Origin of the sequence: Herbaspirillum frisingense GSF30, assembly GCF_000300975.2 — a bacterium.
In the GTDB taxonomy this organism is placed as follows: Bacteria; Pseudomonadota; Gammaproteobacteria; order Burkholderiales; family Burkholderiaceae_D; genus Herbaspirillum; species Herbaspirillum frisingense.
Map to the genome: position 1 here is coordinate 263453 of NZ_AEEC02000001.1, position 13899 is coordinate 277351.

The 13899-nt window shown below is 59.2% G+C and carries 11 protein-coding genes and 1 pseudogene; 6 read left to right on the forward strand and 6 right to left on the reverse strand.

Annotated features, from left to right (window positions below):
- Positions 1-92 precede the first annotated feature (92 nt).
- The 3 genes and pseudogenes from HFRIS_RS01210 to HFRIS_RS26045 all read left to right on the forward strand — a co-directional run.
- Positions 93-1943: an ATP-dependent nuclease gene (locus tag HFRIS_RS01210; protein WP_006461374.1), complete on the forward strand. Its 1851-nt coding sequence runs from the start codon at positions 93-95 to the stop codon at positions 1941-1943.
- On the forward strand, positions 1943-3772 hold the full coding sequence (locus HFRIS_RS01215) for an ATP-dependent helicase (RefSeq protein WP_152486601.1): 1830 nt from the start codon (positions 1943-1945) through the stop codon (positions 3770-3772). Before HFRIS_RS01210 ends, HFRIS_RS01215 begins: the two co-directional genes overlap by 1 nt.
- A gap of 31 nt (positions 3773-3803) precedes the next feature.
- A pseudogene (locus HFRIS_RS26045) lies at positions 3804-3965 on the forward strand (HNH endonuclease); the annotation flags it as partial.
- 57 nt (positions 3966-4022) lie between these two features.
- Here HFRIS_RS26045 and HFRIS_RS01220 read toward each other — a convergent pair.
- Positions 4023-4940: a LysR substrate-binding domain-containing protein gene (locus HFRIS_RS01220; protein WP_006461376.1), complete on the reverse strand. Its 918-nt coding sequence runs from the start codon at positions 4938-4940 to the stop codon at positions 4023-4025.
- A 172-nt stretch (positions 4941-5112) separates the two neighbouring features.
- On the opposite strand from HFRIS_RS01220, the gene HFRIS_RS01225 reads away from it, so the two are divergent.
- Together HFRIS_RS01225 and HFRIS_RS01230 are read left to right on the forward strand one after the other, a co-directional pair.
- Positions 5113-5925: a class II aldolase/adducin family protein gene (locus tag HFRIS_RS01225; RefSeq protein ID WP_006461377.1), complete on the forward strand. Its 813-nt coding sequence runs from the start codon at positions 5113-5115 to the stop codon at positions 5923-5925.
- A 68-nt stretch (positions 5926-5993) separates the two neighbouring features.
- Complete coding sequence (locus HFRIS_RS01230; RefSeq protein ID WP_006461378.1) at positions 5994-7307, forward strand: MFS transporter; 1314 nt, start codon at positions 5994-5996, stop codon at positions 7305-7307.
- A gap of 96 nt (positions 7308-7403) precedes the next feature.
- On the opposite strand, the gene fusA is transcribed toward HFRIS_RS01230, so the two are convergent.
- Positions 7404-9509: an elongation factor G gene (gene fusA / locus HFRIS_RS01235; RefSeq protein ID WP_006461379.1), complete on the reverse strand. Its 2106-nt coding sequence runs from the start codon at positions 9507-9509 to the stop codon at positions 7404-7406.
- 230 nt (positions 9510-9739) lie between these two features.
- Between fusA and HFRIS_RS01240 the strand changes: the two genes are divergently transcribed.
- Positions 9740-10375: a TetR/AcrR family transcriptional regulator gene (locus HFRIS_RS01240; RefSeq protein ID WP_006461380.1), complete on the forward strand. Its 636-nt coding sequence runs from the start codon at positions 9740-9742 to the stop codon at positions 10373-10375.
- Between the two features lie 95 nt (positions 10376-10470).
- On the opposite strand, the gene HFRIS_RS01245 is transcribed toward HFRIS_RS01240, so the two are convergent.
- The 4 genes from HFRIS_RS01245 to HFRIS_RS01260 form a co-directional block, all read right to left on the reverse strand.
- Positions 10471-11397: a recombination-associated protein RdgC gene (locus tag HFRIS_RS01245; RefSeq protein WP_006461381.1), complete on the reverse strand. Its 927-nt coding sequence runs from the start codon at positions 11395-11397 to the stop codon at positions 10471-10473.
- Between the two features lie 121 nt (positions 11398-11518).
- Positions 11519-11728: a SlyX family protein gene (locus HFRIS_RS01250; protein ID WP_006461382.1), complete on the reverse strand. Its 210-nt coding sequence runs from the start codon at positions 11726-11728 to the stop codon at positions 11519-11521.
- Entirely contained in the window at positions 11725-13023 is a 1299-nt protein-coding gene (locus HFRIS_RS01255) for a TIGR03862 family flavoprotein (RefSeq protein ID WP_081626810.1), read from the reverse strand. The genes HFRIS_RS01250 and HFRIS_RS01255 overlap by 4 nt, the downstream gene beginning before the upstream one ends.
- 94 nt (positions 13024-13117) lie before the next feature.
- Complete coding sequence (locus HFRIS_RS01260) at positions 13118-13861, reverse strand: amino acid ABC transporter permease (protein ID WP_006461384.1); 744 nt, start codon at positions 13859-13861, stop codon at positions 13118-13120.
- Positions 13862-13899 lie beyond the last annotated feature (38 nt).

Below are 13899 nucleotides of genomic sequence, written 5' to 3' on the forward strand. Positions count from 1 at the left end.
TTTCCCCATTGTTTTATTATTTGGTTACGTCAAAAAACATTGAGCGAAAAGTACAAAATAACTCGTTCAGTTTGAAGAAAGACAGGGGAAGGATGACAATTTACGCAATCGAGAGCGGCGTCGCAATTACGGACGTTCGCGTCAGCAATTTCAGGTCGCTCACGAATATTGAGGTCGAGCTCGGTGATCTCACGGTATTGATCGGTGCGAATAATGCCGGGAAAACCAGTTTTCTAGACGCCTTATATACCGCTGTCGGAGCGGGCAGAAAGACCTTTTCGAGCGAGGATGTGAGGCTCGCGAAAGGTGAGGCATTGCCCCCGAAAGATCGCCAGATTACGGTGGATGTTCGGGTACGTCCTGTGGGAGATGACGGGGAGGTTATTGATAAATTCCCAGCCGGAAGTTTTTGGACGTCTCTGTGGGGGAGCTTGTTTGCTTTCGATGACGAATTTAACGAGTTCATCGCTTTACGTGTCACGATGGCTTGGAGCATCGCCAAAGCAGATTACGTCGTTGAGCGTAAAGCCTTGAAGGAATGGAGGCCGTTTGCCGACTGGTTGACGACAGAAGTGCATGATCGAAATGTCACGGCCTCTTTGCTCGAACCTTTGGCATTTCACTACATCGATGCAAAACGCGATCTGGATGAAGATTTGCGGAAGCAGGGCTCTTTCTGGCGTCGAATGACCGATGAACTTGGTCTGGACGAAGCAGACATCGCCGAATTGGAAGAAACGCTCTCTTCGATCAATCAACAAATCGTGGATAAGAGTGAGGTGCTGAAACATCTCAAAGATAGCCTGGCTGATTTACAAGTCGTCGTGGCCGCAGACAGTGCCGGGATTGATATCTCTCCCGTAGCCCGGAAATTGCGAGATTTGTCGCGAGGGATTGACGTGTCTTTTTCCACGTCGGGGGCACAGGCTTTTCCGTTGGCTCGCCACGGCATGGGTACCAGAAGCCTGGCGTCTTTGTTGGTCTTCCGAGCCTTCGCCTCGTGGAGGAATACTCGGGTTGTTGCAAGTGGAGACAAAATTCACTCCCTTCTTGGCCTCGAAGAGCCCGAATCCCACCTTCACCCCCAAGCACAACGCTCACTGTTTTCTCATATCAAAGACATTTCCGGACAACGGGTGGTCAGCACTCATTCCCCTTATTTTGCGGGGCAAGCCCAATTGGAGGATCTGAGGCTGTTCATCAAGAACGGCGGGGAAACGTCTTGCACTCGGCTTGACTTAACGAAACTGACCAAGTTAGACGACAAGAGGAAACTCCAAGAGACGGTGATTGAATCTCGGGGAGACATTCTGTTTGCAAGGGCGGTTATTTTGTTCGAGGGACAAACAGAAGAGCAGGCCCTTCCTATCTGGGCAGAGGCCTATTGGGAAGCAACTATTCATGAGCTGGGTTTCAGTTTTGTCCGAGCGAACGGGACAGACTATTTCCCCTTCATTTGGTTGGCCAAAAGCCTAGGAATTCCTTGGTATATTATCGGCGACGGTGAGGCAAAGCCGGTCTCAGATTTGGAGGACGCTTTAAAAAAAGCAGATGCTCCGGCTATCAATGACTCTAAAAACATCGTCATATTCCCCAATGGGCATAATTTTGAAACCAAGTTGGTTAGCGAGGGATACCTTGCTGAGATAGAAATAGCCCTGGACGAAATGAGCGAACGAAAAAATTATCTTGATGAGTTCATGAAGAAACATCATGGTAAAGCGTATCCAAAGGGAAGAGGTAATCGCGATTATGAGTCCGATGGTGCCCGTCTGAGGGCGGCGGCGGATGCAATGGCCCTGTCCAAGACCAGAGTCTCGAAGCCCGTTGCAAAAGCGATTTCTGGATTAGAAGACGAGGGAAGACGCTTCCCAGAAGAGATTCGTTCGCTATTTGAAGTGATCAGTCGCGATCACGGTCTACACATAAGAGAGAAGAAATAATGAGCACTTCAACGACACCACGCCTTTCTCCTCAACAAATGGAGGTGGTCAAGCACGTAGAAGGGGCTCTCGTTGTCGTGGCTGGACCAGGTTCGGGAAAGACTCGGGTGTTGACGGAGCGTGTGCGGACTTTGCTTACCGAGGTGCCAGGGCACTTCCGGGTTTTGGCGTTGACGTTCACCAATAAAGCCGCTGAGGAGATGCGTGACCGATTGTCTGATCTCGGAAGTGAGCGGCAGAGAGCCTTCATCGGGACCATTCACGGTTTTTGTTTGGAGATGCTTGCTGAGCGTGGGAAATTCGTTGGAGTGGAAGGTACGCCAAACATCTTCGAGCAGTTCAAAGACCGCAAAGAGATTCTCCTGAAAGCCATCAAAGAAGATCCCTACTTGGACGAGGAGCTAAATCAGACCGTCGATCCGAAGGAACGAGGGAAACGCGTTGACGAATGGCTTCAAATGATCTCTCGGGTGAAGGCACATCCGATTACGTATGCGGTCATTGAAGAGGAGTTGACGAGGCGGGTGATTCAGGCATACGACGCTGGATTGAGGGCCTGTCATGCTTACGATTTTGACGACTTGCTTTTGCTGACATACAAACTACTGAGTGAAAATCCCAAGCTCGCTGATTTCTATCGGCGGCTCTACAACTTTGTCTGTATAGACGAAGCCCAAGATTTGAACGAGGCCCAATATGCTGTGATTTGTGCTTTGTGTGGAGATCATCTTAAAAATGTGATGCTGGTCGGAGATCCGAAGCAATCGATTTACGGCTTCAACACATCCAGCCCCGAATACATGTACCGCTTCGAGACCGATTTCGCAGCGAAGAAGATCAACCTCACCGAAAATTTCCGTTCTTCCCAAGCCGTTGTATCGATGGCCAGGAAACTCGACTCCAACTACCTGGTGGAGGCACAGATCCCAATTCCAGGGGAGTTGCAGATTATTGTAGGGAATGACGAAGAAGACGAGGCTAAGAAGATCGTTGAAAAAATGAGTTTCCTGTTTGCGAATGGACACACAGACGTAGAGGGAAAAATTACTCCGTCGAGTTGTGCCATTTTGGGCAGAAACCGGTTTGTGCTGCTGAAAATTGAAGCAGAACTTCAATCACGAAACATCCCATTCTTCCGACGCGTGACATCGAATCACGAAAACGAATCTGAAACGGTCGATGAATTTCAGTTGGCCCTCAGAGTAGTCGCAAATCCGAAAGATCGGCTGCACTTTGCGGCTCTCGCAAAAAAATGGAAGGTGTCTGATCCTGAAAGCACCCTTGATTCGCTCGGTGCTCTCGATGGCATGGCGACCATGTCGGGCAATAAGAATGCTCTTCCTATCGTGCACGCCGTCAGAGCGATTGTGAATAGCTCTGACCGCTTGGATCTCATGCCAGCGTTCTCATCTTTGCGAAGCCATGCCGATTCACTGGATGAAAATTCGAGGCGGGCAATCTATGAAGATGTCGCTGTCTTCGAGCAGGAGTGGGATCAATATCTAAGAGCAAGCAGCACAGGCCGGACTTTGGTCGGGTTTATGAGCAGCAAGGCACTTGGGGCTACTCAGCACTCCCAAAAAGAGGGGGTAGCTCTGCTGACTGTGCATTCTTCCAAAGGCCTGGAATTTGACGTCGTGTTTATCGCTGGAATGTGTGAGGGTGTGTTCCCAGATTATCGTGCGAAGGGAAAGGCTCTTGAAGAAGAGCAGAGAAACGCATTTGTGGCAGTGACGAGATCCAAGCGGCTTTTATATTTGTCCTATCCAAAAATGCGAATGATGCCTTGGGGCGATAACCGTTTCCAATCCCCATCTCGCTTCCTGTGAGAGCCAATTATCCCTTAAATATGGCTGAAAAATAAACGGCAAAAAATGTCAGCTATGCAGGGATGAGTTGAATCAATCCAACGATTCAAAGGAACACATCATCCCGAATTCAATCGGGGGTAAGAAGAAGGTTTCGGGTTTTATTTGCAAGTCTTGCAATAGCAAAACTGGCGAAACCTGGGATGCTGAGTTGGCTTCTCAGTTGAATTGGTTTTCCCTATTTTTCGGAATTATTCGAGACCGTGGAGCCCTAGTCGCGTTGCACGTGGTCCTCGTCGGGTTCACCCGCTGCCGCACGTATCCATTCCCTGAATGCCTTCACCGCCCGCATGCCGGCGTCTCCCCGGCGATAGCACAGGAAGTGCATTTCCTTCTGGATGGACTTGAAGACATTCTCGTCCAGCCGCACCAGGTCGCCGCGCGCCAGTTCGGTCTCGGCGAAGCGCGCCGTCTCCAGCGCCACGCCCAGGCCATCGACGGCGGCGGCTACTGCCAGCGAGCCACGGTCAAAGGAGGGATGGGCGCGCGGCGGCAAGCGGACGCCGTGCAGGTCGAACCAGTCCTTCCAGCGAACCGGATTGAGCTTGGATTCGATCAGGGTCAGTTCCAGCAGATCCAGCGGCCCCCGGATGGCATGACGCTGCAGCAGAGCCGGAGAGCACAGCGGTATGGTCGGTTCCATGCCCAGGGCTTCGACGAGGACACCATCGCGGTGCGGCGGGGCGCCGTAGGCAATGTCGATATCGATGGCGGCGTCGCGCTGCAGGTCGATGGGCTCGGCACTGGTGGACATCTGCAGGGTGATCGCCGGATGCGCCTGCATGAACTGCCCCAGGCGCGGACTCAACCACTTGCTGGCAAAGCTGGGCGCGCAATGCACCGCCAGTACGGCCCGCTCATCGGCCTGGCGGAACACCGCACAGGCGTCTTCGATCGCATCGAAGGCCGGGGAGAGCTTGCCCAGAAACAGCTGCCCCTGGAGGGTCAGCGTCACCCGCCGGGTCTGGCGGATGAACAACTCCTTGCCGCACCACTCCTCGAGCGAGCGCACCTGGTGACTGATGGCCGAGGTGGTCAGGTGCAGCTCCTGTGCCGCCAGTGTGAAACTGCCCAGCCGGGCAGCAGCCTCGAAGGCACGTAGCGAGAAGAAGGACGGCAGTTTGCGCATGGCGGATGGCTGGCAGGGTGGAGTGTGCGGCGGAACGGCTTATGGTTGAGCCGGATTCAACAATCGGTGAAAACAGGTCTTTTGTCAACGCGCGGGCGTACTGCCACCATGGCAGCCAGCCGTCAGGAAGACTACCTGCGCCCCTTCATTCCCGATAACAGGAGACCGCATCATGCTCGACACCGTCAAACGCACATCCGTCTACCAGCCCGAGCAACTGGGCCTGAGGTTCCCCGAGATTCCCGAGTTCAAGAGCTTCGACGAACAGCGTCTCTACCTCAAGAAGCGTCTGGTCGCGGCCTGCCGCGCCTTCGCACAGCAAGGCTTCGACTACGGTTTCGCCGGCCACCTGACGGTGCGTGACCCGGAACGTCCCCACCTGTACTGGACCAATCCGATGGCCGTGCATTTCAATCAGGTGCGTATGTCCAACCTGATCCTGGTGGATCACGAAGGTCGCGTGGTCGAAGGTGACTATGCTGTCAACCGCGCCGGTTTCGTGTTGCATGCGGCCGTGCACGAAGCGCATCCGGAGATCGTCGCCATGTGCCATGCCCATACCGAATACGGCACCGCTTTCTCCACGCTGGGCCAGCCGCTGTTGCCGATCAGCCAGGATGCCGCCGCCTTTTTCGAAGACCACGTGGTCATCGGCGACGAGGCCGGCCAGGTCGCCGTCGAGGTCAAGGCCGGGCATCGCGTGGCCAATGCCTTTGCCGGCGTGAAGGCGGCCATCCATCAGAACCACGGGCTGTTGACCGCCAGCCGCCACAGCATCGAATCGGCCGCCTTCTGGTTCATCGCCCTGGAACGCTGCTGCAAACAGCAGTTGCTCATCGCCGCCAGCGGCCAGACGCCGCGCCTGGTGCCCGAAGACAAGGCCCGCTACAGCCGCGAACACGTCGGTAGCGACTATATCGGCTGGTTACACTTCCAGCCCATCTACGACGACCTGGTGGCGACCCAGCCCGACATGTTCACCTGAGCCGGCAATAGCGGCCGAGCCCCCGCAGAGGTGGCCGGCCAGCAGTACCCCATCACAACGGAGACCCCATGACCACCACTATCGCCACCGGCCACGCCGGGCTTGCGCCGGCCGCCGAAGAGCGGCTATATGCCAAAGTCACCTGGCGCCTGATTCCCTTCCTCTTCATCTGCTACGTGGTCGCCTATCTCGACCGCGTCAACGTCGGGTTCGCCAAGCTGCAGATGCTGAATGAACTGCAGTTTTCCGAGGCCGTGTACGGTCTGGGCGCCGGCATCTTCTTCCTCGGGTATTTCATCTTCGAAGTACCCAGCAACCTGATGCTGCATCGCTTCGGCGCGCGTCGCTGGATTGCCCGCATCATGTTCAGCTGGGGCATCATCTCCGGCGCCATGATGTTCGTGCAGACGCCTACCGTCTTCTACATCATGCGCTTCTTCCTGGGCGTGGCGGAGGCCGGCTTCTTCCCTGGCATCATCCTCTACCTGACCTACTGGTATCCCTCGGCCCGGCGCTCCAAGGTGACGTCGCTGTTCATGACCGGCATCCCCATGGCCGGGGTACTGGGCGGTCCGCTGTCGGGCTGGATCCTGGCGACCTTCGATGGTGCGCATGGCATGGCGGGATGGAAGTGGCTGTTCCTGATCGAAGCCTTGCCTTCGCTGCTGCTGGGCGTGATGGTGCTCAAATACCTGGACGACGGGATCAACAAGGCTTCCTGGCTCAACGATGACGAGAAGCGCCTGCTGCAGGCCAATATCGACGCCGACGACGCCAAGGTCAGCGAGCATTCGATGCTGGGTGGCTTCCGCCATCCGATGGTGTGGGTGCTGTCGGCGGCCTACTTCGGTTTCATCATGGGCCTGTATGGCATCGGCTTCTGGTTGCCGACGCTGATCAAGGCCTCCGGTGTGAGCAGCCCTGAAACCATCGGCTGGCTGGTCGCGATCCCCTATGCTGCGGCCACCCTGGCAATGATCTGGACCAGCACGCATTCCGATCGCACCGGTGAACGCCGCTGGCACGTGGCCCTGCCGGCGCTGTTGGGGATGGTCGGCCTGATTGCCAGTACCCTGCTGCCGCAGACGCCGCTGGTGGCCGTGGCCACGCTGACGCTGGCGACCATGGGCATCATTACCGGCCTGGCGCAGTTCTGGTGTCTGCCACCGGCCTTCCTGCGGGGTGCCGCTGCCGCCGCAGGGATCGCAGTCATCAACTCGGTGGGCAACCTGGCGGGTTTTGTCAGCCCCTTCATCGTCGGCTGGATCAAGGATGTCACGCACAGCACCAACAATGGCCTGTATGTGATCTCGGCGAGCCTGGTCGTGGCGGCGGCGATTGCCCTGTCGATGGCCAGGGAGAAGGTCAACCAGCCACGTTGACTGGCCGTCTCTAAAAATAAAGCCGGGACATCGCAAGATGCCCCGGCTTTGTGACTACCCGGCGTAGAACCCCGGTTGCCTGCGCAGGCCAGGCAATCAGCCGCGGGCCTTGTTACCGGTCAACTGCTCCACCACCTGCCGTGGCGCCTCGGCATAGTGCTTGAACTCCATCGAGTAGGTGGCGCGACCCTGCGACAGTGAACGCAGCGTGGTCGAGTAGCCGAACATTTCCGACAGAGGGACTTCGGCGCGCACCAGCTTGCCGCCGCCCACCATGTCTTCCATGCCCTGCACCATCCCGCGCCGCGAGGACAGGTCGCCCATCACGTTGCCCATGAATTCCTCGGGCGTTTCGACCTCGACCTGCATCATCGGCTCCAGCAGCATGGGGCCGGCGCGCTTCATCGCTTCCTTGAAGGCCATCGAGCCCGCCATGCGGAAGGCGTTTTCGTTGGAGTCCACGTCGTGATACGACCCGAAGGTCAGCGTGGCCTTCACGTCCACTACCGGATACCCCGCCAGCACACCAGCCTTGAGCGATTCCTGGATACCCTTGTCGACCGCCGGGATGAATTCGCGCGGGACCACGCCACCCTTGATGGCATCGACGAATTCATAGCCCTTGCCGGCCGGTTGCGGCTCCAGCTTGATCACCACATGACCGTACTGACCGCGTCCTCCGGACTGCTTGACGAACTTGCCTTCCACGTCTTCCACGCCCTTGCGGATCGCTTCGCGGTAGGCCACCTGCGGCTTGCCGACGGTGGCTTCGACGTTGAACTCGCGCTTCATGCGGTCCACCAGGATTTCCAGGTGCAGCTCGCCCATGCCCGACATGATGGTCTGGCCCGATTCCTCGTCGGTATGCACGCGGAAGGACGGATCCTCCTGCGCCAGGCGGTTCAGGGCAATGCCCATCTTTTCCTGGTCGGCCTTGGTCTTCGGTTCCACCGCCTGCGAGATCACCGGTTCCGGGAAGATCATGCGTTCCAGGATGATCGGGTGCTCCGGGTCCGACAGGGTGTCACCGGTGGTCACGTCCTTCAGACCCACGGCCGCCGCGATATCGCCGGCGAACACTTCCTTGATCTCCTTGCGCTCGTTGGCGTGCATCTGCAGGATGCGGCCCAGGCGTTCCTTCCTGCCCTTCAGCGGGTTGTAGACCGTGTCGCCGGAGTTGATGAGGCCGGAATACACGCGGAAGAAGGTCAGTTGCCCCACGAACGGGTCGGTCATGATCTTGAAGGCCAGGGCCGAGAACGGTTCCTCGTCCGACGGATGGCGCTCGATCTCGCTGTCGTCCTCGGCATGGCCGGCGATGGCCGGCACGTCGATGGGCGAGGGCAGGTAGTCGATCACCGCATCCAACATGGCCTGCACGCCCTTGTTCTTGAAGGCGCTGCCGGCCAGCATCGGCACGATCTCGTTGGCTACCGTGCGCAGGCGCAGGCCGCGCTTGATGTCGTCCTCGGTCAGGGGCGTGCCGGAGAGGTATTTCTCCAGCAATTCCTCATTGGCCTCGGCGGCCTGCTCGACCATGCGGTCGCGCCATTCGCGTGCGGTCTCTTCCAGCTCCAGCGGGATGTCTTCGTACTTGAACAGCACGCCCTGGCTGGCCTCGTCCCAGATGATGGCCTTCATCTTGACCAGGTCGATCACGCCCGAGAAGTGGTCTTCCGCGCCCACCGGAATCTGGATGGGGACGGCTTTGCCCTTCAGGCGTTCCTCGATCTGACGCTGCACGCGGAAGAAGTCTGCGCCGATGCGGTCCATCTTGTTGACGAAGGCGATGCGCGGCACCTTGTACTTGTTGGCCTGGCGCCAGACGGTCTCGGACTGCGGTTGCACGCCACCCACCGAGTCGTACACCATCACCGCGCCATCCAGCACGCGCATGGAACGCTCCACCTCGATGGTGAAGTCCACGTGGCCCGGGGTGTCGATGATGTTGATGCGGTGCTCGGGGTAATTGCCGGCCATGCCTTTCCAGAAGGCGGTGGTGGCGGCCGAGGTGATGGTGATGCCGCGTTCCTGCTCCTGCTCCATCCAGTCCATGGTGGCCGCACCGTTATGCACTTCGCCGATCTTGTGATTCACACCCGTATAAAAAAGAATGCGCTCGGTGGTCGTGGTCTTGCCCGCGTCGATGTGGGCGCTGATACCGATGTTGCGGTAGTTTTCTATTCGGGTCTTGCGGCTCATGGCATGTCCTTTCGATGGGTGCCTATTTGACTGATGAGGTGGAAAACAGGTGGTCATGGACCACCAATCCTGTTCGGTACACACTTATTTATGTAACGAGCATTAGATAATAGAAACGACTGCGGGATTATTCAAGGGGTTTGCAATTATTTTTGTAACCCCGATTAAAATAAACTACACTGCCTGACGAATCCATTACCGATTGGGGTAACACCCCGCAAAGGACACCGATGATAAGAACCCGCGGCCGCCCGCGCAGTTTCGATCGCGATCAGGCATTGCGCCAGGCCATGCAAGTCTTCTGGAACAAGGGTTACGAAGGCACCACCATGGCCGACCTGACCGATGCCATCGGCGTGAAGGCCCCGAGCCTGTACGCCGCCTTTGGCGACAAGGATGCCTTGTTCCGGGAGGTGGTGGAAGTCTATTCGCGCACCGTCAGCGCCGAACCCTTGCGCCTGTTGCAGGCTGGAAAGGGCATACGCGAAGATCTGCAGGCCATGCTGCGCGCCAGCGTGCGCATGTATTCCGGCAAATCCGAGTTACCAGGATTGCCGGTTGGCAAAGGCTGCATGGTGGTGATTTCCGCCATCAACTGTGCCCCCGAGAACAGCGAACACAGTGATGCGCTGTCACAACGCCGGCACAAGCGCCGCAACGAGATCCGTGCCCGCCTGCTGCAGGCGCAACGCGATGGGGAGATTCGCGCCGATGCCGACGTGACCGCGCTGGGCGATTTCTACACCAGCTTCCTCAATGGACTGGCGCTGGGCGCCCGGGACGGAGTGTCCAATGCGCGGCTGGCCGCCACGCTCAAGCACGCCATGCTGCCGCTGGAGAGCGTGCTGGTGGAAGCGGGCAGTTGACACTGCGATGCCAGTGCTGGCAAGGGACATAAAAAAACGGGAGCCGAGGCTCCCGTTGTTCATTGGCTTGCTTGCAGCAGCTCAGGCCTTAGTCCTCAGGCCGCTCGTGCCAGGGTGCCGTCATTTTCCTTCAACTGGCCGCCCAGGGCGTCCACCAGCGCGGCCAGCAGCTTGGCCAGTTCGCCGCTCATCAGCATGAAATCGCCGTCGAAGCGTTCGTCGTCGTTCTTGCCGGCGATTTCGCTGTCTTCCTTGAGCACGTCCAGCGGCGCGATGCGCTTGACCGACAGGTTCTCGGTCAGCACGAAGGACACCTTGTCCGCCCAGGTCAGGGCCAGGCGGGTGCACTGCTTGCCGGCCTCGATGTGGCGGCGGATGTCTTCCGCTTCCAGTGCGTGGCGGACATAGCGCACGGTGGCCTTGCTCTCGGCGGTGGAGCGCAGTTCGGTATCCTGGTCGACGGTGAAGCCGTTGGGGGCTTCATCGCTGACCAGCCAGTCTGTCATCGCCGCGCCTGGCGACATGACGGTGCGCAGCGTTTCCAGCGGGAACTTCGGAATGGCCTTGAAAAGCAGTTTCAGGACTTCCTCGGCCTTGGAGGGCGAGCCGGCATCGACCAGCAGCCAGCCATTGACCGGATCGATCCACACCCAGGTGCTGCGCACGATGGAAAAGGCGCGTGGCAGCAGCTCATCGGTGACCTGCTCCTTCAATTCCTTGGTCTGCTTGCGGCCGGGCGGGAAGCCTTGCTGTTCTTCCAGCTCGGCGGCGCGGGCCTTGGTGACCTGGTTGATGACGGTCGAGGGCAGCAGTTTCTTTTCGGTATCGAGCTTGAGCAACAGCTGGCGGTTCACTACATGCACCAGCTTTTCATTGTTGCGCGGCGGGACCCAGCCCTGGCTTTGCATGTCCAGGCTGGAGCAGGCGGTGAAGGCCTGCGGTGCCAGGTGGGATTCGAGTTCGTCGGCGTTGATCGCCCACGGTGCGGGCAGACGATAGATCTGTAGATTCTTAAACCACATAGGCTTCCGGAGGCAGGGGCAAAAAGGAAGATTTTACACGTCCGTCCCGACACAAGCGATGTCGGATTGTCCACGTCCGTCCCTGAATTCTCCATCCCGCGACAGTGCCGTCGCCTATGGTTCAGTAATGCGGCGGCCTTTCATTGGCCGCCGCACGATCCTGGCTGCTGTCGGACATTTCCTTGAAGCGTTTGGCCAGGGCATGCAGCAGCATTTCCAGTTCTTCGATCTTCTTCTGCTGGCGATAGACGGTCTGGTTCAGCTCATCCACCAGGTCTTCCTGATGGGCGATCTTCATCTCGATGTCGATGATGCGGTCTTCGTTGATCACTTCTGTCCTTCCGTAGAGGGGGTGGCCAGGCCGGCATGGCGGCCTTCGTCCTTGAGCCATTGGACTACGCCAAGGCCGGCGGCATGGCCGGTGGCGAAGCAGGCGGTGAGCAGGTAGCCGCCCGTGGGCGCTTCCCAGTCCAGCATTTCGCCGGCGCAGAACACACCCGGCAGGGCGCGCAGCATCAGTGCGTCGTCCAGCGCCTCGAAGCTGACGCCACCGGCACTGCTGATGGCTTCCTCGATCGGACGCGGTCGCAACACCGGCAGCGGCAGTGCCTTGATGGCACGCGCCAGCTTGCCCATGTCGGCGAAATCTTCCTTGCTCATCAGTTCGCGCAGCAGGCCGGCCTTGACGCCCTTGAGATGCAGGCGGCTCTGCAGGTGGCTGGACAGCGAGCGGGCGCCCCGTGGATGGGCCAGCTCGGCTTCCACCTTTTCCAGCGACCAGTCCGGCAGCAGGTCCAGGTAGAGGCGGGCCGATCCGGTGCTGGCGATGGTCTCGCGCAGGGCGGCCGACATGGCATAGACCAGGCTACCTTCGATGCCTTGTGCGGTGACGATGAATTCACCGCGACGATTCTGTACGCCGCCGCTGGGCAGCGCGGTACTGGCGACCACCGGCTTGACCGGTTGGCCGGCGAAGCGCTCGCGGAAGTGTTCGCTCCAGTCCAGTTCGAAGCCGCAGTTGGAGGGCTGCAGCGCAGCGACCTCGACCTGCCGTTCACGCAGCAATGGCACCCAGCTGCCGTCCGAGCCCAGGCGCGGCCAGCTCGCTCCGCCCAGGGCCAGGACCACGGCGTCGGCGCGCACGCTGATGTCGCCCTCGGGGCCGGCCAGACGCAGGCTGCCATCGTCCTGCCAGCCCAGCCAGCGATGGCGCATGTGCAGGCGCACGCCGGATTCGCGCAGGCGATGCAGCCAGGCGCGCAGCAGCGGTGCAGCCTTCATCTCGCGCGGAAAGACCCGGCCGGAACTGCCGACGAAGGTCTCGATGCCGAGATCATGGATCCACTGGCGCAGGCGATCCGCATCGAAGCGGCGCACGAAGGGCGCGACCTGCTCGCGGCGATTGCCGTAGCGCGGCAGGAAGTCGGGCTGCGCTTCGGAGTGCGTGATGTTCATGCCGCCGCGCCCGGCCAGCAGGAACTTGCGGCCGGCCGAGGGCATGGCGTCATAGACGTCCACGGCCAGGCCATGGGCGGCCAGCACTTCGGCCGCCATCAGCCCGGCCGGGCCGGCACCGATCACGATTGCGCGGCCGTTGCCAGGGGTGTTGCTTGGGAGAGTCTGCATCTGTGTCATGCGCGGGATGATACCGCCCGCCTGCGCTGAGCGCACGCGATTGCCGCACATTGCTGCGGTGGCGGTCAGTAGTGGTCAGCTGCGATCAACGACGATGCGGTGCGCTGTACTTGTTTTCCAGGCGCGACACGACCAGCGCCAGGCAGATGGTCATGGAGAAATACAGCACCGAGATGGTGATATACGGTTCCCAGTAGCGGGCATAGGTGCCGGCCACGGTACGGGCCGCATACGCCAGTTCGGCCAGGCCGATGGCCGAGACCAGGGAGGAATCCTTCAGCAGCGTGATGGCTTCGTTGCCCAACGGAGGCAGCATGCGGCGAAAGGCCTGGGGCAGCACCACGTAGCGCATCGTCAGGCCGTAGTTCATGCCCAGGCTGGCGGCGGCATAGGACTGGCCGCGCTCGATGGACTGGATGCCGGCACGGAAGATTTCCGAGATGTAGGCCCCGGCGTTGAGCGACAAGGCCACCGTACCCGACAGGAAGGCGCCGTAGTCCTGCTTGATGGTCCGGGCCAGTTCGCCGCTGATCAGGAGGCCATGCTCCTGCTGCACCAGCAAAGGCATCACTGCAAAGTGGATCAGCATGATCTGCACGAACAACGGCGTGCCACGGAAGAAGGCCACATAGAAGCCGGACAGCCAGCGCAGGCATCTGAGCGGCCACTTCCAGGCGCCGTGCTGTACCTCGGCCAGGCGCAGCATGCCCACCAGCAAGCCGATCACGGTGCCGATCAGGATACTGATCAGCGACACCTGCAAGGTCATGAGAACGCCCTTGGCGAACAGCGGCGCATAGCCTTGGATGATGCTCCAGCGGAAATCCATGTCGGACTCGATCGGTGATTGAAGAAATCGGGTGTCGA

Bases quoted from the DNA above. Each gene is read 5' to 3' on its own strand.
- HFRIS_RS01210 (WP_006461374.1), top strand. From the start codon at position 93: ATGACAATTTACGCAATCGAGAGCGGCGTCGCAATTACGGACGTTCGC.
- HFRIS_RS01215 (WP_152486601.1), top strand. From the start codon at position 1,943: ATGAGCACTTCAACGACACCACGCCTTTCTCCTCAACAAATGGAGGTG.
- HFRIS_RS01220 (WP_006461376.1), bottom strand. From the start codon at position 4,940: ATGCGCAAACTGCCGTCCTTCTTCTCGCTACGTGCCTTCGAGGCTGCT.
- HFRIS_RS01225 (WP_006461377.1), top strand. From the start codon at position 5,113: ATGCTCGACACCGTCAAACGCACATCCGTCTACCAGCCCGAGCAACTG.
- HFRIS_RS01230 (WP_006461378.1), top strand. From the start codon at position 5,994: ATGACCACCACTATCGCCACCGGCCACGCCGGGCTTGCGCCGGCCGCC.
- fusA (WP_006461379.1), bottom strand. From the start codon at position 9,509: ATGAGCCGCAAGACCCGAATAGAAAACTACCGCAACATCGGTATCAGC.
- HFRIS_RS01240 (WP_006461380.1), top strand. From the start codon at position 9,740: ATGATAAGAACCCGCGGCCGCCCGCGCAGTTTCGATCGCGATCAGGCA.
- HFRIS_RS01245 (WP_006461381.1), bottom strand. From the start codon at position 11,397: ATGTGGTTTAAGAATCTACAGATCTATCGTCTGCCCGCACCGTGGGCG.
- HFRIS_RS01255 (WP_081626810.1), bottom strand. From the start codon at position 13,023: ATGCAGACTCTCCCAAGCAACACCCCTGGCAACGGCCGCGCAATCGTG.
- HFRIS_RS01260 (WP_006461384.1), bottom strand. From the start codon at position 13,861: ATGGATTTCCGCTGGAGCATCATCCAAGGCTATGCGCCGCTGTTCGCC.